Genomic DNA, 22,724 nt, shown 5'->3' with positions numbered 1-22,724 from the left:
ATGTACACAGTCTTGCTACTGTTGTCTCCATCTTCTCATTCACAGGCGTTTACGGATGACAGCGCAAACCTCCCGCCGGGCCTTACAGCTCCGACTCTGGGCCCTCTTCATGTTCTTCTTTATCCCTGGATTGCTGATGGCCTCATGGGCTACCCGTACTCCGGCGATCCGTGACCTGCTGACGCTGTCAACGGCGGAAATGGGCATCGTTTTATTTGGCCTGTCGATTGGTTCGATGAGCGGGATTCTCTGCTCGGCGTGGCTGGTCAAACGGTTTGGCACCCGCAAGGTGATTCGCACCACCATGTCGTGCGCCGTGGTCGGCATGATAGTGCTCAGCGTGGCGCTGTGGCTCACCTCGGCGGTCCTGTTTGCCATCGGGCTGGCCATTTTCGGCGCTAGCTTCGGTTCGGCGGAGGTGGCTATTAACGTCGAAGGCGCCGCCGTCGAGCGCGAAATGAATAAAACCGTCCTGCCGATGATGCATGGATTTTACAGCTTCGGTACGCTGTTCGGCGCCGGCGTGGGGATGGCGGTGACCGGTTTTGGTCTGCCCGCCGCACCGCATATTCTGCTGGCTGCGCTGGTGGCGATTGCCCCGATTGCCATTGCGATTCGCGCCATCCCGGACGGGACCGGAAAAAATGCGGCAGAAAGCGCGCATCATGAAGAAAAAGGTCTGCCGGTATGGCGTGATGTTCAGCTGTTGCTGATTGGCGTCGTGGTGCTGGCGATGGCCTTTGCTGAAGGGTCTGCCAACGACTGGCTGCCGCTGCTGATGGTGGACGGTCACGGCTTCAGCCCCACCTCTGGCTCCTTGATTTACGCCGGCTTCACCCTCGGGATGACAATCGGTCGCTTTACCGGCGGCTGGTTTATCGATCGCTACAGCCGGGTCACGGTAGTACGCGCCAGCGCCCTTATGGGCGCGCTGGGCATCGGCCTGATCATCTTCGTCGACAACCCGTGGGTGGCAGGCGTCTCGGTACTGCTGTGGGGCCTTGGCGCATCGCTCGGTTTCCCGCTGACCATTTCCGCCGCCAGCGACACCGGCCCCGATGCGCCGAAGCGCGTCAGCGTGGTGGCGATAACCGGCTATCTTGCCTTCCTGGTCGGGCCGCCGCTGCTGGGCTTCCTTGGCGAACACTTCGGCCTGCGCAGCGCCATGATGGTGGTGCTGGGTCTGGTCATGGTAGCGGCGTTGGTCGCCAGAGCGGTGGCAAAACCACACAATGAACCTGTCATGGAGAACAGTTAATGAGCATCAAACTGATTGCGGTAGACATGGATGGCACCTTTTTAAGCGATGCCAAAACCTACAATCGCCCGCGTTTCCTGAACCAGTATCAGCGTATGCGCGAACAGAATATTCGCTTTGTCGTCGCCAGCGGCAACCAGTATTACCAGCTGATTTCATTTTTCCCGGACATCGCCCACGAGATAGCCTTTGTTGCTGAAAACGGCGGCTGGGTGGTCAGCGCCGGCGATGACGTTTTTAACTGTCAGTTGCCAAAAGATCATTTCCACACCGTCATCGACTATCTGCAGACGCTGTCCGATATTGAAATTATCGCCTGCGGTAAACGCAGCGCGTATACCCTGAATAGCTATAACGATGAGTTAAAGACGGTCGCCGCGAAATATTACCATCGCCTGCAGTTGGTGGATGACTTCAACCATATCGATGACGTGATACTGAAATTCGGCCTCAACGTGCCTGACCAGCTGATTCCACAAATCCAGCCGCAGCTACACGCGGCGTTGGGCGATATGGTGACCGCCGTGGCAACCGGCTACGGCAGCATCGATCTGATTATTCCCGGCGTGCACAAAGCCAACGGTCTGCGTATTTTGCAACAGCGCTGGGGCATTGATAATCATGAAGTCGTCGCTTTTGGCGACAGCGGAAACGATATTGAAATGCTGCAACATGCCGGATTTGGCTTTGCGATGGCCAACGCGGCAGCACCGGTGAAAGCCGTCGCCGGCTTCGATGCGCCGCATAACAATGAAGAAGGTGTGCTGCACATCATCGACAAAGTGCTGAATCGCGAAGCGCCGTTCGCCTGATCGTTGTCCGGGTGCGGCAGCCGTGCCCCACCCGGAACGCTTCGCCGCTAAGCCTGCGGGTCGTTGGAATTGCCGACGCTCTTGTCTTTGAGGAAATAGACAATCATCGCCAGCCACATCACGCCGCTGAGCAAGTTAAACAGGCTGAATACCCCGCTACCACCCAGCTCATAGGCATGCTTACTGACCTCTATGCCGACGGTAAATATCAGCATCTGCAGCATCCCCATCGCGGCCGAAACCGTGCCTTTACTCATGTCACTGGCAAACAGCGTCAGGCGGACTAACCCGGCGTTCGCCAGACCAATCCCGAAGGCGTAGACGCTCAGCCCGGCGGTCATCCACAAATAAGCATGGGTCGATACCACCGTCGCCACCGCAGAGAGCAGCAGCCCGAACATAATCGGCCAGCCGCCGAGAATAATCAGCGAGCGCACCGTCCGCCGCGAGGTCAGTCGCGCCAGCACCAGGTTACCGGCAATCAGCGCGCCGAAAATCGGCACCTGCAGCAGGCCATACTCATAGCTGGTGGCCTTTTCGCCACTGATGATAATCACCGGCGACTGGGCAATCCACGCCAGCAGCGGCAGGCTGACAAAACCGGTCGCCAGCGCGCCGGCGACGAAGCGCAGATTCTTCAGCACCAGGCCGTAATCGCGGCCCAGCTCTTTCATCGACAGCTTCTCGCCCATCCGCGTCGCGGTTTCCGGCATCGCGCGCTGCAGGCCCACAAAGGCAATAGCGGCCAGCACGGCAAACAGCACGAACATCATTTCCCACGGCAGGATGTGGACCCAGGCCGCCCCCACCAGCGGCCCCAGCAGCGGGGCAATCAGCGCAACGTTCGCCATCAGGGCGGTGATTTTGATGCACATCGCCTCCTCAAACGACTCCTGAATGGCGGCATATCCCACCGCGCCGATGAAGCACAGACTAATCCCCTGCAAAAAGCGCAGCAGCGTGAACTGCTCAATCGTCTGCGCCAGCAGCGTGGCCAGACAGGTGACGATAAACCACACCACCCCGGTGAGCATCACCGGTCGACGGCCGATACGATCCGACAGCGGCCCCAGCAGCCACTGCAAAAACATACCGCCGGCGAGATAGGCGGTCATCGAGGTCGGTACCCATTCATTACCGACCTGAAACTCTTCCACCACCGAGAGCATTCCCGGCTGGATCATGTCGTTGCCGATATAAGTGGAAAATTCGTATAACACCAGGCAGAGCGGGAAAAGAAGCGCCTGCCGTCCGAGGCGTTTGCCTGAAAGCGAATAGTTCTGCATGCAATCTCTTAGTTAAACAAAAATCGCGCAAAGTTTAATGAAAGTCTTGCGGAGGAGATAGTGAATTGTGAGTGACAATTAAAAATAGCGCAATCCGCCCTCAGCCGGCGGATATCGCCGCCATTTTAATTAAATCTGTCTATATTTCGTTTATATTTCAATTAGGTTACAGGCGATATACTCATCCTCTGCGGCATATTCACCACCACATGCCGCGCTACGGCTTCTTAACAAGCTGATAATTAAGACAATACTGCTTTACCTTATCGCCACCGTTTTTTAAGGTGGGCGGCTGATTGCTATCGGATACCAAGAGCCTGAATCTATGCTGGAAAATATCAACGACGCGCTGTTTGCCTTCATCAACGCCACCCCCGCCTCGCCCTCATGGGTCATCGCACTGGCGACATTCATTGCCAAAGACGTGATTCTGATTGTGCCTCTGCTGGCCGCGGCGCTGTGGCTCTGGGGACCAAACCAGCGGCAGCTGGTGTTTAAAGTACTCCTGGCGCTGGCGATTAGCCTGAGTCTGTCATGGATTTTTGGCCTGCTCTTCCCCCATGAGCGGCCGTTTGCCGCAGGCATCGGCTATCAGTTCCTGCATCACGCGCCGAATAACTCCTTCCCCAGCAATCACGGCACCATCAGCTTTACCTTTGCGCTGGCTTTCTTGTTCTGGCATCGCCTGTGGTCCGGGATCGCGCTGCTGGCAACTGCCGTGGCGATCGCCTGGTCCCGGGTCTATCTTGGCGTTCACTGGCCGCTGGATATGCTGGGCGGCCTGCTGACAGGGATGTGCGGCTGCCTGGCCGCCGGATTACTGTGGCAGGCCGGCGGTCAACCGCTGTATCGATACCTGCAGCAGCTGTATCGGGTTTGCTTTTCCCTGCCGATTCGCAAAGGCTGGGTGCGTGACTAACCCTCTTCCGGCAGGTAAAATTGCCCACTGACGCCCTGCCAATGCAGGGCGATTTCAGCGTAGAGGGAATATGGAAACACGTCGTGATGAACGTATCAGCCAGCTCATTCAGGCGCTCAAGCGCAGCGATAAGCTTCATTTAAAAGAGGCCGCCGCGCTCCTTGGCGTATCAGAAATGACCATTCGTCGCGACCTGAACGGCCATAATGGCCCGGTGGTGTTGTTAGGCGGTTATATCGTTCTCGAACCGCGCAGCGCAACCCATTACCTGCTCAGCGACCAGAAAACCCGTCTGGTGGATGAAAAACGCCGTGCCGCTCGTCACGCTGCCGCGCTGCTTGAAGCCCATCAGATGGCTTTTTTCGACTGTGGGACAACCACGCCCTGGATCATTGACGCGATCGATAACGCCCTGCCCTTTACCGGCGTCTGTTATTCGCTGAACACCTTTCTGGCGCTGCAGGAAAAACCCCAGTGTCGGGCCATTCTCTGCGGCGGCGAGTTCCATGCCAGTAATGCCATTTTTAAACCGCTCAGTCTGCAGGATACGCTCAGCCATCTGTGCCCGGACATCGCCTTTTATTCAGCGGCCGGCATCGACTGTGCGCAGGGCGCCACCTGCTATAACCTCGAGGAGCTGCCGGTTAAACACTGGGCGATGAGCAGCGCGCGCTATCACGTGCTGGTTGTCGATCACAGTAAATTTGGCAAAGTCAGACCGGCGCGGATGGGCGATTTATCGCGTTTTGATGTGATTGCCAGCGATGTCTGTCCGGATGAGGATCTGCTTGCGCTGGCGAAAGAAAAGCAGATTTCACTGCTCTACTGACCGCGCCCCGCAGGGCGCGGCCTGTCGGTTACGAGAACCAGCTACCGAACCAGCCGTGCAGTTTCATCAGCACGAAGTCCATCATCCGGCTAAAGAAACCGCCTTCATTGACCGCTTCCATGACGATAAGCGGGCGCTGCTCGATGGTTTTATCATTGAGCTTAAAGTCGATGGTGCCGACCACCTGTCCTTTGCTAAGCGGCGCGGTCAGCTGCGTATCCGTCAGGGTATAGCTGGCTTTCAGGTTTTTCAGCTGCCCGCGCGGCAGGGTAATCGAACCGGCTTCGCCGGCCCCGAGTTTGGCTTCGTTGCTGTCGCCAAACCAGACGCGCTGGGTGATAAAGGTGGCATCCGGCTTAATCGGCGTCACGGTCTCATAGAAACGGAAGCCCCAGGTCAGCAGCTTTTCGGATTCATTAAAACGAATACGGTCGGTCTTGGTACCGAGCACCACGGCAATCAGACGCATGTCTCCCTGGGTAGCCGAGGAGACCAGGTTGTAGCCAGCGCCGGCGGTGGTCCCTGTTTTGACGCCATCTGCGTTCAGGTTTGAGCTCCACAGCAGGCGGTTACGGTTCGGCTGACGAATCTTATTGAAGGTGAACTCTTTCTCTTTATGAATGGCGTACTCTTCAGGGACGTCATGAATCATCGCTTTGGTCAGCAGCGCCATGTCACGCGCGGTACTAAACTGGCCTGGCGCATCCAGGCCGTGCACGGTCATAAAGGTGGTATTGGTCAGCCCCATTTTTTGCGCATAGCCGTTCATCAGGCTGACGAATGCATCCTGGCTCCCCGCCACGTAGTCGGCGATCGCGATACTGGCATCGTTGCCGGACTGGATAATCACGCCTTTATTCAGGTCTTCGACCGAAACCTGCATCCCCGGTTTAAGGAACATCACCGATGACCCGCGCAGCGCCGGGTTACCGGTAGCCCAGGCATCGCGACCGACGGTGACCATATCGGTGGACTTAATCTTGCCCGCCTTCAGCGCCTGCCCGACGACATAGCTGGTCATGATCTTGGTCAGACTTGCCGGGTCAAGTTTTTCATCGGCGTTGCCCTCGCTCAGCACTTTACCGCTGGCGTAATCCATCAGGATCCAGGCTCGGGCATCGATCGATGGGGCATCGGGGAGTTGTTCCGCAGCCTGCACCGCAGGTGCCACAAGAACGAGAAGAGCGCAGCCTGCCACGAGGCCGCGAAGGGAAAAAGCGTCATGCGTCATAAGAGCCACCCAAGTATCCTTTCCAAACAAAATATGCCGCAGCACTCTATCGGCGCAACAGCAGCCGGTGAGTAAAGCGTACAAATGACCTTAAAGAAACAGCGAGTTGGTAAAGTTTTTAAAGTTTACGCAATAACCTCGCCCCCTGCTGAAAACAGAGCAATTTTTTTGATCATGATTGCCTAAATATTATCTTTATTCCAACATGATTGCTCACCATGCTGCAACGGCGGCTCAATAACAGGCAGGAACCAATATGATTACGCTATGGGGCAGAAATAACTCGACGAATGTGAAGAAAGTACGCTGGGTGCTGGCGGAGCTGGGTCTTCCCTATCAGCATATTATGGCAGGGCTGGAGTTTGGCTTAAATCATGACCCGGAGTATCTGGCGATGAACCCGAATGGTCTGGTGCCGCTGTTGAAAGATGATGCCAGTGATCTCGTCCTTTGGGAATCGAATGCCATTATTCGCTATCTGGCCGCCGAGTATGGCCAGGATCGTTTATGGGTCACTTCGCCGCGCAAACGCGCGCAGAGCGATAAATGGATGGACTGGGCAAACGGTTCGCTGTCTCCCGCCCACCGTCCGGTATTAATGGGGCTGGTCAGAACGCCGGCGGATAAGCGCGACCCGGCGTCCATCGCCGCCGGTATTGCCGCCTGTGAAGCGCTTTTGGCGATTCTTGATGATGAGCTGGCAACCTCTCCCTGGCTATCCGGAGAGGCCTTTGGCCTTGGCGACATCGCCGTAGCACCGTTCGTTTATAACCTGATGACGATTGTTGACAACTGGCAGCCGCGCCCGCACCTGCAGCGTTGGTACCAGCAGCTTAACCAACGCCAGGCGTGGCGCGATGTGGTGATGATTCCGGTCACCTGATGCTAGTCGGCCGGACTGACCTTCAGCAGTTCACCGTTGGACTCGTCGGTTAACACATACAGATAGCCGTCGGGTCCGACGCGCACATCGCGGATCCGCTTGCCGCGATCGCCCAGAATGCGCGCCTCTTCGCTCACCTTATCGCCATCCACCTTCAGAACAATCAGCGACTGGTCCTTCAGCGCCCCGATAAACAGCTTGTGCTGCCACTGCGGGAAGGTCGGCGCTGCGTAGAAAGCCATCCCGCTTACCGCCGGAGACCGCTTCCAGACGAAAAGCGGCGCTTCAGTTCCGGCGACCGCCGTGCCCTGCGCTTCGGGAATCGCCAGACCGCTGTAGTTGACGCCATGGGTCGCCAGCGGCCAGCCGTAGTTCTTGCCCTTCTGCGGAATATTGATCTCGTCGCCGCCGCGCGGCCCGTGTTCGTTGAGCCACAGCGTATCGGTCCACGGATTCATCGCCATTCCCTGCGGATTGCGGATGCCATAAGACCAGATCTCCGGCCTCGCCCCCGCGCGATGAACAAAAGGATTATCGGCAGGCACTTTGCCGTCCTGGGTCAGACGCACCACTTTTCCCTGCAGTTTATCCAGATCCTGCGCCGTGGGACGTTGGTTATTTTCGCCCAGGCCGATGAATAAATATCCTTTGCCATCAAAAACCAGGCGCCCGCCGAAATGGTTGCCGGTGGAGAGCTTCGGCTGTTGGCGGAAGACAACCTGAAAATGTTCCAGCTGCTGAAGGTTGTCGCTCAGGCGGCCATAACCTACGGCGGTACCGGCTTTGCCGTCATCGCCGACTTCAGCAAAACTCAGCCAGACCCGGCGGGAGTGGGCGAAATCCGGCGCCAGCGCCACGTCAAGCAATCCTCCCTGGCCGCTGGCCCAGACCGGCGGGACGCCGGTTATCACGGCCGAAAGACCTTCCCCCTGCCGCCAGCGCTTCAGTTCGCCCGAACGCAGGGTAATCAGGATTCCCTGGTCATTGGGCAGAAAGGCCAGCGCCCACGGATGGGCAAGCTGATTTTGTAATACCTCAACGCGCACCTTCCCGGCGAGGGTCACGGCGGGAAACAGCAGGGTGGCGAGCATTAGCGAAATGGCAACCTGGCGCATAGCATTCTCCTTTCATCGGCAATACTTTCGGCAATGCGCTAAGGGTAGCCAGCGGGGAACATCAGGAGGGGATTTTTACATAACATTAAGCAGGGGGAGCTCGCCTCCCCCTGAATTCAGACGTGGGTCACTGACGCCTGTTTATTCAGTTTATGAATATTCATCGTCAGCTCTGCCAGACAGCGTTCTAGCGTCTCTACGTTAACCGCAATATACGACGGGCAATCATGATGCCCGCTCATCAGGCAAACCGCCGCAGACGCGATGGCTCCACCTGCAAGACGGAGAGCGTCCTTTTCTTCCTGTGCAAGAACGTGCTGCAACTGCAGCCCGTACTCACGCATTTCACCACACAGTTCGAACAAGTTATCACGCAGATGCTCATTTTCGCTGACTGACATATAGCCTTTCGCTTTGCGTAACTGCAAATAAGCGTCGAGATCAATATTGGCATTAATCAGCTTATTCAGAAGGTTACGATACAGTCTGTCAACGCTCATCATGGTTCCTCCTCTGTCATCCATTACCATTATTAGAATATGGTTATTTTTCGTACAAAAGGATGCGCGAGGTCAATAATTTCTGGTTAATTAACATCATTTACAATGTTACATTTATGTTCAAACTCGCGACCGCCCCTCTCTTTCATGCCCATGAACAAAACCAAAGAAAATGTTATACGCTCTCACAAAATAACCCGTCAACATGAACGTGTGAATGTCGATAAATAACTCTTTTTTGTCGCTAAGATCACAAATAACCATCATTTCAATTGATCAAAATTTCCAGCGGGTGTCATATCATCGACATCAATGTAATACGTATAACATTTAATAAAAACACAATCTGCGGCCATTGCCCGCAGCACTAACTCCGATCCGCCTGAAGGAACTGAAATGATTACGCCCGGCAAAAGAAACTACATATTGTTGAGTCTTTTCGATTTCCTCTATCTATTCGCCTGGTCATCCACCATGGCGTTCTTTGTCATCTGGACGACTCAGCATCTCGGCATCAGCGCCACCAAAACCGGTCTGCTGTACTCCGTCAACGCCTTCATTGCGCTGTTGATGCAGCCCTTTTTTGGCTTCATTGCCGATAAATTTGGTCTGAAAAAACGGCTTATCTGGATCCTGCTGGCCATGCTGCTGCCGGTCGGTCCGTTCTTTATTTATCTCTATGCCCCGCTGCTGGTCCACAGCTTCTGGCTGGGTGCCTTGTTGGGCGGTATCTACCTGGGGATGATTTTTAACTCCGGCTGCGGAGTGATCGATTCGTATATCGACAAAATTTCGCGTCGCTATCACTTTGAGTATGGTCGGGTGCGGATGTGGGGCTCGTTAGGTTGGGCCGCCGCCGCGTGGATTGTGGGAAAATACATCGACAGCAACCCCAATCTTGCCTTCTGGCTGGCCAGTATTGCCATTGTGATTGCCGCCTTCTGCTTCATGCTGACTAAAATTGAACTCACCGAAGCCGAGATGGAAAAAACCAGCGCGCTGAAGGTCTCCCATGCGCTGGAGCTGGCGAAAAACGGGCAGTTCTGGATGCTGCTGATCTTTACCTTATTCGTTACGCAGATTTATGACACCTACGATCAGCAGTTTGCGCAGTACTTCTCATTGCAGTTCCCTACTCCGGAAGAAGGCAACCGCTGGTACGGAATTCTGGCCTCCATCCAGGTCTGCGGTGAAACGCTCTTTCTGTGCCTGATGCCGTGGTTTGTTAACCGTACCGGGGCCAAGTGGGCGCTGATTATTGCCGGATTGATTATGTCGGTACGCATCGTGGGTTCCGCCATCCCGCTTGGTCCGGTGTGGATTGGCGCGGTGAAAATGATGCACGCGCTGGAAAAACCACTCATCCTGGTTTCAGTATTTAAATTCATCGCCGCCAACTTCGACCATAAGTTGTCATCAACGGTCTATTTGCTGGTGCTGTTTGTAGCCTCCATCGCCACTGCGATTTACTCGCCGCTGGCCGGCTACCTGTATGACACCATCGGTTTCGCGCATACTTATTATATTCTCGGCGGCATCGCCGGACTCTTCACCCTGATATCGATTTTCACCCTACGCGATAAGCGAGAACCCACCGCACCTGGCGCGGCACCGGCAGGAGGCGTCGCGCAGCCATAACGAACCAGCCGCCCGGGAGGATCTCCCGGGCTTTTTCATCATCTGTCACACCGTGGCTATACTCTTTTTCATAAAGATCTGTAAAATTCCTGCCCTGACCATTCCAATAATCGAACACTTTTTAAACTATGAGCAATGTAACGCATCAGCCGAAGATCGGCTTTGTCTCTCTGGGCTGCCCGAAGAATCAAGAAATAAACTAATGAACTCCGTCCTAAAACAGAATCAGAACACACTAATTAATAAAGTTGTACAGTCATAATAGACAATCACATACTCACAGATGACCTTTGTTCAGTCCCAATCATCCCTATAGATCGATGTATCAATACCAACACCGGGTTGAAGTGTGTACCCGGCCTGGTTGTGAAACTTAACGTACTTTTGCGTTTCTCTACGGTCGTAGTACTGAGCACCTGAGTACACAAATCCCGCTGAACTTTGGGGTACAACCCAGACCCACATAGATGCAGACTTACCCGCGTGATCTATCACCTTGTACTCAAATTCTGACCCCGAATAACGACCTGTATACCCCTGTGATGTGTTGATCTTGCTGATGGTGTATTACCATATGCAACACGATAGAAACTGTCTTGAGTGTACTGAAGTGCATCACCTGTAATCCATTCTGCCTCTGGTAATCCCCTCTCCCTATAAGTACATACTCTGGATTTAGCTCAACACACGTGATGTGAGTGGGTTTGTTCCTTAAGTACTGGTAGTAGGTGAGTCTTCCGATACCATCAACTTTGTAATTTTTGAAAAAAAATTCCTTATCATCCCGTGTTGACTGCTTATCAGAATGCACTAACTCCATCACCCTATTATGATTCGTAGATTCATTTTTTGTAACTCTTGCAATAAAATACCCCTTTTAAAAATTTTGGGGTATTTATGAAAAAGTCTCCTTTAAAAAACCTTCCATTCATTGCAACTTTATTATTATCAATTATTTTTGCTTTACTTTACTTTTTTGCGGCAAACCAATTCAATGTAAACATATCACTAACAGTAATAGCTTTAATACTTACAATTCTTTCTGGTTTTGATTTTATTAGAAATATCACATCTTTTGAAAGGCCCAATAAGCCACCTGTAGATTTATTATTAGTATTCAGCGTTGCTGTAGCAATCACATCAATTATATCATTAGTATGTAAAGTAGATGAAAGTAGTTTAGAGCTACGAGAACAAGTGACTATTATTGGAACTTTAATTTTACTTGTATTAGGAATGATTGCATCTGCTTACTTGAAGCATAAGCATGGAACAAAATCTAAAGTAAGAAGAATAGAAAAAGAAAGCCATTCGATATTTAACGAAAATAATGAAACAATTACAATAATTACAACAATAAAAAAAGCCCCATAAGGGTCTTTCTATTAGCCTCCACCAACCATAATCAAAAGTATCTGTAGCGGTTGCCCCATAGGTACTTGGATCACGACGATTCCAATATAGTTATTCAAAAACAATTTTACCCAAATCATATAGTTTTTATCTTTCATTTTATTACTATCGCATAGTTCTTTAGTATTAGTCATTGCGAAAAAATCCAAGATAGATTCTATTTTAAATAGAACACATTGATGTTTTGTTTGCTGAATATATACAGTGAGCACTATCTCATCGCATTCAGTACTGATCACAGTTTCTTCTTCCTCTGCTAGTTCAATTTCAGTTAATGCAGTTTCTTCTATGATATTTTCAAGCCGATTTTTATCTCTTTTTTTTAACGTCTATGTTGCGTAGTGCGTCCATAACATTCTCACGGATCCACTGATAGAGTTTGGTCATTTTTATCTCACGAATTTTCAAGTTGCTATTTATTACTATTTATTATATGTTCGACTTTTAAAAGGAGGGAATCATGTATTACAAAATAGAGAACAAGTGTTACTTTAAGGATATAGAATATCAAATTAGAAAAGAGTTACACTCAGCCAAGGAAAGTATAAGGATCTGTGTAGCATGGATTAACTTAAAGTCATTTGAGGATTTACTCCTCCAAAAAAGTCGTAGTGGTGTTAGCGTTAAAATTTTATGTAATGATGATATCTTCAATAACAGGCATTTAAATGAATTATCGGAAGAGTTTTTAGAGCATATTATAGTAATTAAGAATCCAATTTCACGTTTTTTTATGCACCATAAGTTTTGCATTATAGATGACGCTACAGTTATAACTGGTAGCTATAACTGGTCTAAGCGTGCCGCATTCCATTATGAAAACATTGTTATATTAAAAAACGATTTCAATATAGCAAGACAATTCAAACATGAATTCGCAGATCTTGAATATATGGGATCATTATCTCTACGCAATTTCCGTTCTATTCGTGTGACTCAAAGAACATCTAAATTTGTTTTAGGTACATATAGTACCCCTCGTGGGATTTTAGAAACTGCAACCTTGCAATTATGGGAAATAGATCTATCTAATACTACATATGGAAGGTTAGGTGAAATTGACATTCCACACTTTTTCACAATAATGGAAATTGATGATTCTCTTCATTACACTATGGATGTTAAAGAGCGTGAAGTTGATATGTATAATATGGAGAGATTGCAAATAGAAAAACTTCAAACATTATTCGATTCTTTCCAAACGCCAGTACATGCAATTGGTACAGCGATAATATCTAACTCAGATGAACATATTGAATATGGTGAACCACCTGAGCGTGAGATCTATTTAAATTGGATCGATATGCGACTCAAAAAAGTTCTGCCATCTTCTTTTGATGCTGAAGGTGATTTTGAAAACTTATGGCATGAAATTTACTTGTAGTATCATAGAGTTCATTATATAGGTTAATTAAAAAGCCCCAGTTGGGGCTTTTTAAGTTTCCATCAGCCATAATCAATAGAACTTGTAGTAATTGGCCCAATGGTACTTGCATGTTCAATCACCTTATACTCAAATTCCCTACCCTATAACGACCTGTAATGGCCTCTGAGGTATTGATATTACCGAATGGTGGTATGTGCATAGACGACATCGTATCGTTCATTGGTGGAGTATTGGAGAGCATCACCAAAGATCCATTCAGTGTCTGGAAGTACCCCTTACACAATCATGACGTATTCGGGATTCAGTTCTACACATGTAATTTGTTCTGGTCGTAATTTGGTACTGTTCGAATGATAGCAGCCCAATTCCCGCACAAAGTTCAATGCAACGTCCTGTACATCCTGCATTAATGATTAAATCCCATGATAGCATTTCGGAAGTGAAAAAAGCACCAATTGCATCCACGGAGTAGTTCTTAAGTAAAAACTCTTTTTTAATAATATTCAATAGGATATCATTATCATTCGTGAAATGAATAACAGGATTAGGATACAAACTTCTTTCAGATGGAATAGTAATTTTTTTGTCATTTTCTTAAATTTCTTAATATTGCCATGAGTATAATTCTGTTTTAATTTAAAACTCGCTATAAAACAACATATTGATATCGAAAGGATTCAACGAGTTCCGGTCGGAAAGTATGTGTTTTAACCTCTCTTCCGCTATATCAGTCTCCTATACTGACAGTACTGGCAAGCATTTCTTTCTTCACGCGGAACACTGTAGCCCGACCGCAATCACACAACTTCGCGATCTCGTCGGGAGTGTTTTTCCCAGCCTGTAACATATCGATAATTTTGCTATGAAGTTCCTTGTTCTTTTGCTTGCCCTTGTACTTCCGGGCTTCTTTGGCAAGAGCAATCCCTTCGTTGCGGCGTGATGCGATCATGCTTCGCTCAAATTCTGCAACGGCTCCCATCATTGTTAGGATTAGGCGGGATTGTGGGGAGTTGTTGAAGCTCATTGAGTTTGCAAGAAACTTAACAGTGATCCCACGTTCAACGAGGTTATCGATCATTTCAAGTAAATCACGAGTATTACGAGCAAGGCGATCAATTGAATGAGTAATGAGAACATCACCTTCACGGAGGTGTGAAAGCAGATTCAATAGTTCAGGTCTTTCGCTGGTGGACTTAGCTGATTCTTTCTCAGAAATGATTTTATCGCAAACAGGTTCCAGTGCTGCCAACTGACGCTCAAGATTTTGATCCTTTGTCGAGACTCTCGCGTAACCAAAAATCATTTTCCTGCCCTCACTACCTTTAAGTATCATTTGAATTAACTCAATGATACAGTATCTTTTAAGTACAAACAACGGGTAAATGATACTAACCGAGGCAATGAAACAGGGTATCGCTAGGGACTACCTTATTGAGATTAAATGAATCCAGCCATTACTATCCTGCTTAACTTTCCTCTTGAAGAGCTCTATAGCCATACTGACTAAGGAGTGTTGGGATGTTGCTCAGCACGACTCCTCGCTTTTAAGTCAAAAAGCCAACAAAATACTGGATAAAAAAACAGTGCTTAGTTATGATACAAATGTTCACTTTTAAAGCCTTTCTTGTTTTCAAAAAAGGTGACTGCATTTACATTATCTCTATGTTTCTTTAAGACAATGTGGAATGTTATGGCCGAGTTACATGAAGTAAAACCAAGAGAACAAGCAGGAAGAGATACCTTAGAACGGTATAATGCTCAGATTAGAGCGGCGAGTATCGCATGTTTGTCAATCTTAGAGGGCAAAGACGTTAAACGTGTTTTTTGCGAATTTCACGATGATTTTGTGATTGAAAAAGTTGTCGCTAATGATATTCATTACACATTTGTGCAAGTCAAAACCAAGGAGAAGCTTCGTGAAATATGGAAACTTCGAGATGTTTTTGGAATCTTAAAAAGGAAAAGTGTAAAAAACCCTCAAACCAATGAAATGATCAGAGATAGTTTTGTTGGGAAATTATTGCAGCACACGACTAATTTTGAAGATTCCTGCAAAGAGGTTGTTTTCCTTACAAATACGCATGTTGACGAAGATATAGAGAACATTATTAATGACATATCATCTGAAACTTTTTCAAACACACATTGCAAGCTAATTATTGACTCATTTAATAACTGCTTTATCTCAATTCAGAATAAACAAAAAGAGTTAGGAATTGACGCAATAAAACTCAAGCTTAAGAAATTAAGATTCGAAACTGATGTAGAATATATAAAGAGCAAACATGAAACATTTGAGATACTTGCAAAAGAGAAGATTTTTAAATTTAGCGAAATAGAGCTATCGCATAGTGAAGCTAAAGAAATACTTTTTTCCCTCTTAGCTCTTGTAAATTCTAAGTCTAGTGTAAAAATCAATGACTGTTCAAAAGAAAATATAGAAAAACTCGCAGGAGTTGATATTAATGACCTTCTAGAAGTTTTAAGCATCTCTAAACGTGCTTATTATGATTTCTTAGAGAATGGTGATGAACATGCTTTAAAATCAGCATCAGTAATTGAACGATTACTGAGAAAAGCAGGAGCTAGCGACATCGAAGTGGATTTTTTTACCAGATGTAAGATCAAATGGGATCAGTGGCTAAGGAATAACAGACACATTATATCTGAATTAGATTACATCACACTTGAAAGAGAAATTAATTCAACTTTGGATAAACTAACCTTCATGCATGGAAGTTTATTTATTTCAAACTTGAGAACATTCATAGATGAATTATATGATTCATTACATAAGCATAACTTACTTCATTCTTTAGATAAAGAGACTTTAATAGGAAGTCTTTTTTCCAGATTAGTAGAGCGTTCAAAATGAACTATGATGAATTTTTTGACACTATATCCCATAAAGAGATTAGAATTGATATAAAATACATTGATAAGCAAGAGAGCACAGGACTAAACAATGAAGCTCTATTTCAATTGCCTTTAATAGCTCTGATTATACTTCTTTTATCTAAAAATCGTGTTAAACCTCGTGCTAGCGAAGTCGGTAGCTTAATAGGTATTCTTTTAGAAGATGTGATGCTGGGGTTTAAAGGATCATCACAACTATTAGGTTGGTCAGCTAATCTTAGAATACGTACAGTTACTGCATTACAATTTCTTGAATCTGTACAACTAGTTATATTAGATGAGAGTAGTAAAAAGTTAAATATTACCAAGTTAGGGAAGAAAGTTATCGATAAAGCATTTTTATATGAAAGCGATTTATCTTATAATCTCGCATTAATAGAAAGGTCATATAGAAATTACTGTGTTGATTCAAAATTGGACGGTGAATTATTATGAAGCTGATAAGTATAAAAATTAAAGGTAGAGATATAGTCGGCCTTGAATCCGAAGAGCTAATCTTTGGGACAAACATAACTGAATTTTATGGCCCCAATGGGTGTGGAAAAACACCATTATTACAATCAATCTCTTATTGCCTAGGATACCCGTGCAAATTTAGGGATGATATTTATAAACTATGTAAATCTGCCACTCTTACGTTCACTATAGCTAATAATACTTTTCGTGCTACAAGGGACTTTGAAAATACCGACTTCATTTTAACCTTAGAACAAAATGAAGAGACATTAAGATTTTACAACCAAGCTGATTATTCAAAACATATCTTTGAATTGTTATCACTCAGTTATCCATCGCTTCTTACAACGCAGAATAAACAGTCTTACCCCTATTTATCGACTATTCTTCCTATATTCTATCTTGATCAAGATTTAGGTTACTCAAAATTTTATTATTCACCAGGTAACTTCATAAGAGATCAATTTTCTGAAATGCTCAGAATCGTATTTTCGTTGCCTGAAAAACACTCTTTTGACGCTAAAAAGAAAACAATTAATATTACAGAAGAGATAAAATATCTTGATAACTCATTAGCAGTACAAAGGAGAAATATTGAAATAGCTAAAGAAACTCACAAAGATAAAAATATTGAGGCAATTGATAGCTCTATTGATAATTTAAAAAATGAACTTTCTGAATTAAAAAATAGTAAATCATTAAAAAATGATTCTCTGTTTAGCATAGAGGCGGTAATAAAAAAACAAAAAGAAAATTTAAATGATCTGAAATCCAAACTAAACTTCATGGAAAGGAGAGAGTCTTCATTGTTACAGATAATGAAGGAGATCAATACTGAAATAGAAACTCTAAACCTTAATGAAGAAGCCAAGAGAATATTCCGTTCTTTCGAGGAAATTTGCCCATCTCTTGATTGCAAAATGTTCTCCCGCAGCTCTGAAAGCTACGCAAAACATCTGTTATATCTAAAAGATCAAATTAAAGACATTGAAAGAAGTTTAAATTTAGATAGTGATCGCCATGACAAGATAGAACAAGAAATCATATACACCAGTAAGACCATTGAAGATCTTAGTACTATGAGAAATAACATCATTGAAGAGGAAGACATATCATCAGTAATTGATGCGATTTCCGAAATATCATCCATGCTATTTAAGTTGCAATTAGAAAAAAATGAGTTAAATAAAATAACAATATTAGAAGACAAATATATTGAAATGCTTAATAAGCGTGAATATGCTTTAGATGAATTAGCTGGACTCGAGAAAAATAGGCAATCAATACCGAGACTGGCAAAAATAAAAACGACTCTTAGAGATAAATTCATCAACTGGTTGAAGGTTTTAAAAACTCCAAATATTGATTTCAATGTTACATTTGAAAATGACTTCAGCCCTATCATGGGCTATGAAACATTGGAACAATTAAAAGGAAGTACTAAAGTTAGAGCTATACTTGCATATAGAACAGCATTGATAGAAAGTATGCTTGAACTGGATTGTAAGTCCTTCATGTTTGCGATATTTGATACACCAAAGCAACATGAAATACATTATGAAGACATCGACAATTTTATCATGAATTTGAAAACTCTTTCTAAGAGATACAACTTCCAGTTTATTTTTTCATCAACTGAATACAAATATGAAGGTGATGCAGATGATGTCTTATTAACTCCTAAATATCCTGGAGAGCAGCATAACATGTTTTTAATGAGATATTAGTTAATATTTTGCCCATGTTTATTCTTATAAGCATGGGCTGTTTTACATCCAAAATCATGCATAATTCAAAACACCAATCACAATATAGTATCAAGCAAAAACATTCTTCCCCTACGTTATTAATTATATTACGAAAAATACATACTTCGTGAAAAAAATTGTTATGCTTTTCGAAAAAAACGACAATCAATTTTTTATGCCTAGACTTTTCAATATTTAAATCATAGAGAAAAAAACAGCATTCGCTTTTATCTCAGTAAACAATCCCTTCACTTTTATCCTTAAAAAATGTTTTGTCAGAGTATGGAATATTTCTTACTCTAAAGACAAGTACCTTTGGCACAGTCGTATTTCTAGTGTATAAGGTCGCGGATGCGACCTTATACCTGTACAGGCAGTTATTGAGAACGATCAAGTACCATGTACACTGGTTGGCATATGCTTCCACGTTCATGCAGCCAGTAGTAGTCCAGCTCTGCTATACGCACATCTAGCCCAGAATCCACACGGTTGATCTGTAGTCGAAGTCCTACAGTATCCTTATACAATAAACCAGATTTAACATTGTACTTGTACTTAACCCCGCTTTCTTCTTCAAAAGATTTGAGATAAGGGGTGATTTGCTTCTGAATTTCTTTCAAACAAATAACTTCCCCATCAATTACGAACGGTTTTTCAGTTTTACCGTCAGGAATAGCAGCCGCAATTGTGGTTAATGGAACTATCGACAACAGTACTGATAATGCTCTTTTCATCTGTTCTTCCCCTTGAATATAATCATTGTTTAGAACAAATTTGTGTAATGGTTGCATTATGGTTAAATTCAACATCAATTACTTTTATAGTATTATCATTAAGTACAGATACAAAATAATTACTTGACGAATTTCCGTACTTCCTTGAACCATCTGCTGCAATCTTGTTGAATTTAGCAGTATACACACTATCTTTATCGCCGGGGATTGGCATTCGACTGATTAGTTCTTTATCGGAGATAGTATAATAAATTGAAATTCCTTTATCTGAATAGTAACCAGAATCGCGTTTGGTTCCTTGTCGAGTTTGTGTTATTGCATCGAACTTATCACATTTATAAACACTGGTTTTGGCCTTTTCAGTACTGGCAGACGTTGAAGCCTTCGCATCAGTACTTTTATCTTGTGAAACAACCCCAGAACCGATGCCTATCGAAACGACAAAGACAATAAAACTCATACCTAACGACGTAGTTAAAGTACGGAACTTTCCCCGACCTTTATTTCTGGAATAGTTTGAAACTTTCCTGAAAGTAAGTACTGCAAGGATCACACAAATGATGAAAACAACAAGCCCGGCCATAAAATCCCTCAAAGGTTGTGTATCAAAGGTAATCAGAATATCACTTCACAACAAATCGATCGATAAAAACGATCAATAAATCAGTTTTCGATCGATAAAAACTATCAAAATCTATTAATCGCAGGCAAATCAATAGGTAAAAACGATCAGACGTTGGTCAGTACTTCGAAAGCATCTGAAGTACTTGGGCTTGACATTTAAACGCCCTCAGAAAGCCGCTAAGGCTGTTTGATTGCTTATGGATTGGGAGTATCTGCATTTAGTTAAAATTTCGTTCCGGGGCTTTCTGTGCGTTTTGTCCGAAACACCATCATGGAGGGGGATTAATCGGATCGGGTTCGCTTCGCTCTGAGCAGTACTGACAGGGCTTTTTCCAGCAACTGAAACAGCAGATACCCCACGAAGTACAAAATGAATTTTTGTATAATAAGTACTGAAATAACAGCAAATTATGTACTTACTGACAGAACAAAAAACGCGATTAGGTTCGCTCTGCCAGTGACCGAAGGGAACGCAGTAGTAGAACCGAATCCAGCGAACAGTACACGCAAAGCGGGTGCTGTTTAATCATTTTATCTATATAAACAATGGGATTGCCATCAAGTACTCACTGCGTGAGTACTCTCACTAACTATCCGAAACAGTTCGCTTGCTTCGCCGCTCCTGCTTTCAGATAGTTAATTCGCTTTCGCTCTTTGATTGTTGTCCGTTTTTCCCTTAAGTATATATTATAAGGGATTATTTTTGGACATACTGTTGCTTTGTATGTCGGTGTATCGGACTGAGTTTGTGTCTCTTTTTTGTACTGCTTTCTGGTATCTGCCCCACATAGCCGTAATATCGTCAGGACTGAGATCCGAGTTGACAGTACTTGCAAGAAACGCTTTGAATGCCTCTAACTCAAGCCTCGGATTATCCTTTTTCCAGCGACTGAAACGCTTTGATTTTGTATCACTCAATGCAGGCAATCTCTTAGCGTTTGTGGCTCCCTTTGGCCTTCCCGGTACACCTGGTTCAACGTTTTCTAGTACTTCAGGAATATGTTCAATATTTGTACTCAATGATTCAGCCTGCCATTTATCGAACACATAGACAATCTGTGTTGCATCATTGTCGAAATCACGTGATATCCCTCTCAAAGCGAACTGATGAAGGCTCTCGTATTCTCTAGCCTGATGGATATCTTCACCTGTAATCTTTAATAGCAACTCACACAGCTTCGCTTCTGTGTCGTCAGAACGCATACAGGCTAACCAGACGCATGTATGTCGATCTTTGTAGTCGTTATGCCCCCTCGCATCAGGGCTGATTCTGTAAGCCTCATGCAGCTTCTGTTTATCGGTATTGTTGTTCGTCCAGTAGTACTTCTGACCGTCGAGTACTTCAGAGAGGTAATCATAAACACGCTGGAGTTGGTCGGGATTCCTTTCCTTCCATGTCTTTGATAACTTGATATTTTCTGAGAAATAGTATACTTTGAGGCGTTCAGTTAAAGGTACTTTTCGTTGTCGCAGATTATCCAGACTGATTTCTTCAAACATCCCTTGATTTGCCTTATAAATCAATGAATTCTCGAAGTTCGCCCCCATGAAAGTAACAGGTAATCCGAGATACTTACTGAGATCTTTCCATCCAAGAATGCTCAATTGCACTTTCTCTGGATCGACAAAGTAATCGTTGTTCATGATGAAAATATCATTCTCAGCTATAACAGAAAGCTCTTGGGCGATTTTGTTCATTAAATCCCCTTTTACTGCTTTCTTTTTAGCTGTTAAATATCGTTCCTTTTCCTCGTCGACAATCTCATGCTCCTGCATCAGTTCATGATAAATCATATCTTTGATTCTCTGATTATCATCATTAACGTTTTTGAATGAATGGAAATTAGTCACATCATCAAGCCATATTTGCCACCCCTGTAGTAACTCAATGGGAATTCTAAAAAAAGTTTTGTCGCTAATTATTAGCACTCGCTCGGTAGGTGATTTTAAAAATTCCAGTACTGTATTAATGACATTTTTACTCCTAGGCATTAAATCGCTAATCAGTAATTTGCAGTTGTTAAGTTTTTTAGCTGTTTTTGTAGCGAGTTTCTGTGTATTTTGTACGATAATAAACTTTTCAGTAATGCCTTTCGTCTTAAGTACTTTATTGATATTCTCACATAATTGATATGTTTTACCTGAACCACACTCAGCAGATACGTACTTAAATTTATTATAAATAGGTGTGGAATTAATCATTTGTACACGCTCCATATTGATTAATTTAGAAAGGTCAGCCATTCCAGTGTCTGGCCTTTCGTCGTTTTAGTTATTAGTATTTAGGAGTTGCGACAACTACAAGATCATGCTTATCAACAAGTGAAAGAAGCTGCTTCATCGCCTCAAAAGCTACAGGAAGTTTCATAATTAATGTTGAATACATCGCAAATTTTACTTCGTTATCTTCTATATCGACTTCTGTTATATTGCCGCTTTCTAAATTTAGGCCACGATAACGTATTTTATCGTCCTTTAGGTAAATGGTGTGAATCCTCTCATTCCCCTGATATTCATCCAAAACCTGGATGTAGGCTTTTGTACTACTTTGCTTACGTTGAACTATAACGCCAAAAGCAGCTAAATCATTGAATAGATGATTGATTTCATTGACAATCACGGAAGGTATCTTACTGTTTTTCTTTGACATTTCGTTACTCCTCTAAATTAAAAGTCATCTCATGATTAACCTCCTGCGGCTGCTGTTTATGTTCGATTGGCTATATGTTAACGGGCAAAATTGCCCCAATCAAGAAATAGTTGCAACTTTTTCTTGACAATCTCATTACTATTCAAGTCAAAAAATCACATATCATTTAGGCACTATCTTTGTACTTTCTAACTGATACATTCTTCGATGGTTTCACTAGTATCTTTGTACTTTCTTAGTAGTACATTTATTAAAAATTTCGAGAGTTCTCAGTTTTGATGCGGCCATTGCCGACTTAAAAAAGCATCCTTTGATGAGCCTGCAA

The 22,724-nt window shown here is 44.8% G+C and carries 21 protein-coding genes; 11 read left to right on the top strand and 10 right to left on the bottom strand.

The features are described from left to right. Positions 1-55: 55 nt before the first annotated feature. Complete coding sequence (locus MC50_RS16895) at positions 56-1,258, top strand: MFS transporter (RefSeq protein ID WP_032688673.1); 1,203 nt, start codon at positions 56-58, stop codon at positions 1,256-1,258. Next, positions 1,258-2,070 (top strand): Cof-type HAD-IIB family hydrolase, encoded by an 813-nt coding sequence (locus MC50_RS16890; protein WP_032700498.1) that lies wholly within the window; start codon positions 1,258-1,260, stop codon positions 2,068-2,070. Before MC50_RS16895 ends, MC50_RS16890 begins: the two co-directional genes overlap by 1 nt. Before the next feature lie 47 nt (positions 2,071-2,117). Here the strand turns inward: MC50_RS16890 and MC50_RS16885 are convergent, their stop codons facing one another. Further along, on the bottom strand, positions 2,118-3,356 hold the full coding sequence (locus tag MC50_RS16885) for an MFS transporter (protein WP_032697667.1): 1,239 nt from the start codon (positions 3,354-3,356) through the stop codon (positions 2,118-2,120). Between the two features lie 325 nt (positions 3,357-3,681). On the opposite strand from MC50_RS16885, the gene ybjG reads away from it, so the two are divergent. Further along, a complete protein-coding gene (gene ybjG, locus MC50_RS16880; protein ID WP_032688677.1) occupies positions 3,682-4,275 on the top strand; it encodes an undecaprenyl-diphosphate phosphatase in 594 nt (197 codons plus the stop codon). Between the two features lie 70 nt (positions 4,276-4,345). Then, a complete protein-coding gene (deoR, locus tag MC50_RS16875) occupies positions 4,346-5,104 on the top strand; it encodes a DNA-binding transcriptional repressor DeoR (RefSeq protein ID WP_032688678.1) in 759 nt (252 codons plus the stop codon). Between the two features lie 28 nt (positions 5,105-5,132). On the opposite strand, the gene dacC is transcribed toward deoR, so the two are convergent. Beyond that, on the bottom strand, positions 5,133-6,335 hold the full coding sequence (dacC, locus tag MC50_RS16870; protein ID WP_015584824.1) for a serine-type D-Ala-D-Ala carboxypeptidase: 1,203 nt from the start codon (positions 6,333-6,335) through the stop codon (positions 5,133-5,135). Between the two features lie 256 nt (positions 6,336-6,591). Here dacC and MC50_RS16865 point away from each other — a divergent pair, with 256 nt between their 5' ends. Further along, entirely contained in the window at positions 6,592-7,218 is a 627-nt protein-coding gene (locus tag MC50_RS16865; RefSeq protein WP_032697669.1) for a glutathione S-transferase family protein, read from the top strand. A 2-nt stretch (positions 7,219-7,220) separates the two neighbouring features. Here the strand turns inward: MC50_RS16865 and MC50_RS16860 are convergent, their stop codons facing one another. Both MC50_RS16860 and bssR read right to left on the bottom strand, forming a co-directional pair. Then, positions 7,221-8,309 (bottom strand): PQQ-dependent sugar dehydrogenase, encoded by a 1,089-nt coding sequence (locus MC50_RS16860; protein WP_406628497.1) that lies wholly within the window; start codon positions 8,307-8,309, stop codon positions 7,221-7,223. Between the two features lie 140 nt (positions 8,310-8,449). Continuing rightward, a complete protein-coding gene (gene bssR / locus MC50_RS16855; protein WP_047665492.1) occupies positions 8,450-8,833 on the bottom strand; it encodes a biofilm formation regulator BssR in 384 nt (127 codons plus the stop codon). A 399-nt stretch (positions 8,834-9,232) separates the two neighbouring features. On the opposite strand from bssR, the gene MC50_RS16850 reads away from it, so the two are divergent. Both MC50_RS16850 and MC50_RS28520 read left to right on the top strand, forming a co-directional pair. Further along, on the top strand, positions 9,233-10,471 hold the full coding sequence (locus tag MC50_RS16850) for an oligosaccharide MFS transporter (protein WP_162180119.1): 1,239 nt from the start codon (positions 9,233-9,235) through the stop codon (positions 10,469-10,471). Between the two features lie 897 nt (positions 10,472-11,368). Further along, positions 11,369-11,845: an APC family permease gene (locus MC50_RS28520; protein WP_127913545.1), complete on the top strand. Its 477-nt coding sequence runs from the start codon at positions 11,369-11,371 to the stop codon at positions 11,843-11,845. Positions 11,846-11,856: 11 nt separating this feature from the next. Here MC50_RS28520 and MC50_RS16840 read toward each other — a convergent pair whose 3' ends face one another. After that, positions 11,857-12,123 carry a hypothetical protein gene (locus MC50_RS16840; RefSeq protein ID WP_047664458.1) on the bottom strand — a complete coding sequence of 89 codons (267 nt, stop codon included), beginning with the start codon at positions 12,121-12,123 and terminating at the stop codon, positions 11,857-11,859. 221 nt (positions 12,124-12,344) lie between these two features. Here MC50_RS16840 and MC50_RS16835 point away from each other — a divergent pair, with 221 nt between their 5' ends. Next, complete coding sequence (locus MC50_RS16835; RefSeq protein ID WP_052135786.1) at positions 12,345-13,268, top strand: phospholipase D-like domain-containing protein; 924 nt, start codon at positions 12,345-12,347, stop codon at positions 13,266-13,268. Between the two features lie 730 nt (positions 13,269-13,998). On the opposite strand, the gene MC50_RS16830 is transcribed toward MC50_RS16835, so the two are convergent. After that, positions 13,999-14,574, bottom strand: a complete 576-nt coding sequence (locus MC50_RS16830; protein WP_047664456.1) for a recombinase family protein — start codon at positions 14,572-14,574, stop codon at positions 13,999-14,001. A 387-nt stretch (positions 14,575-14,961) separates the two neighbouring features. Between MC50_RS16830 and MC50_RS16825 the strand changes: the two genes are divergently transcribed. Genes MC50_RS16825 through MC50_RS16815 form a run of 3 tightly spaced genes read left to right on the top strand, consistent with a single transcriptional unit; the run spans position 14,962 to position 18,370 of the window. Then, on the top strand, positions 14,962-16,146 hold the full coding sequence (locus tag MC50_RS16825) for a dsDNA nuclease domain-containing protein (protein WP_047664453.1): 1,185 nt from the start codon (positions 14,962-14,964) through the stop codon (positions 16,144-16,146). Continuing rightward, entirely contained in the window at positions 16,143-16,622 is a 480-nt protein-coding gene (locus MC50_RS16820) for a hypothetical protein (protein ID WP_047664452.1), read from the top strand. Before MC50_RS16825 ends, MC50_RS16820 begins: the two co-directional genes overlap by 4 nt. Then, positions 16,619-18,370: an AAA family ATPase gene (locus tag MC50_RS16815; RefSeq protein WP_047664450.1), complete on the top strand. Its 1,752-nt coding sequence runs from the start codon at positions 16,619-16,621 to the stop codon at positions 18,368-18,370. Before MC50_RS16820 ends, MC50_RS16815 begins: the two co-directional genes overlap by 4 nt. A gap of 398 nt (positions 18,371-18,768) precedes the next feature. Here the strand turns inward: MC50_RS16815 and MC50_RS16810 are convergent, their stop codons facing one another. From MC50_RS16810 to MC50_RS16800, 4 genes are all read right to left on the bottom strand, one after another. Further along, complete coding sequence (locus MC50_RS16810) at positions 18,769-19,125, bottom strand: hypothetical protein (RefSeq protein ID WP_047664449.1); 357 nt, start codon at positions 19,123-19,125, stop codon at positions 18,769-18,771. 22 nt (positions 19,126-19,147) lie between these two features. Continuing rightward, positions 19,148-19,708, bottom strand: a complete 561-nt coding sequence (locus MC50_RS28515; protein ID WP_127913546.1) for a hypothetical protein — start codon at positions 19,706-19,708, stop codon at positions 19,148-19,150. Between the two features lie 728 nt (positions 19,709-20,436). Next, on the bottom strand, positions 20,437-21,993 hold the full coding sequence (locus MC50_RS16805; protein ID WP_223306615.1) for a type III restriction endonuclease subunit R: 1,557 nt from the start codon (positions 21,991-21,993) through the stop codon (positions 20,437-20,439). A 31-nt stretch (positions 21,994-22,024) separates the two neighbouring features. After that, positions 22,025-22,399 carry a hypothetical protein gene (locus MC50_RS16800; protein WP_047664448.1) on the bottom strand — a complete coding sequence of 125 codons (375 nt, stop codon included), beginning with the start codon at positions 22,397-22,399 and terminating at the stop codon, positions 22,025-22,027. Positions 22,400-22,724: the final 325 nt, after the last annotated feature.

It is taken from the genome of Klebsiella planticola, assembly GCF_000783935.2.
Taxonomy (GTDB): Bacteria; Pseudomonadota; Gammaproteobacteria; order Enterobacterales; family Enterobacteriaceae; genus Klebsiella; species Klebsiella planticola.
The sequence above is the reverse complement of the archived record's forward strand: the minus strand, read 5'-3'. Positions and strand labels throughout refer to the sequence as shown.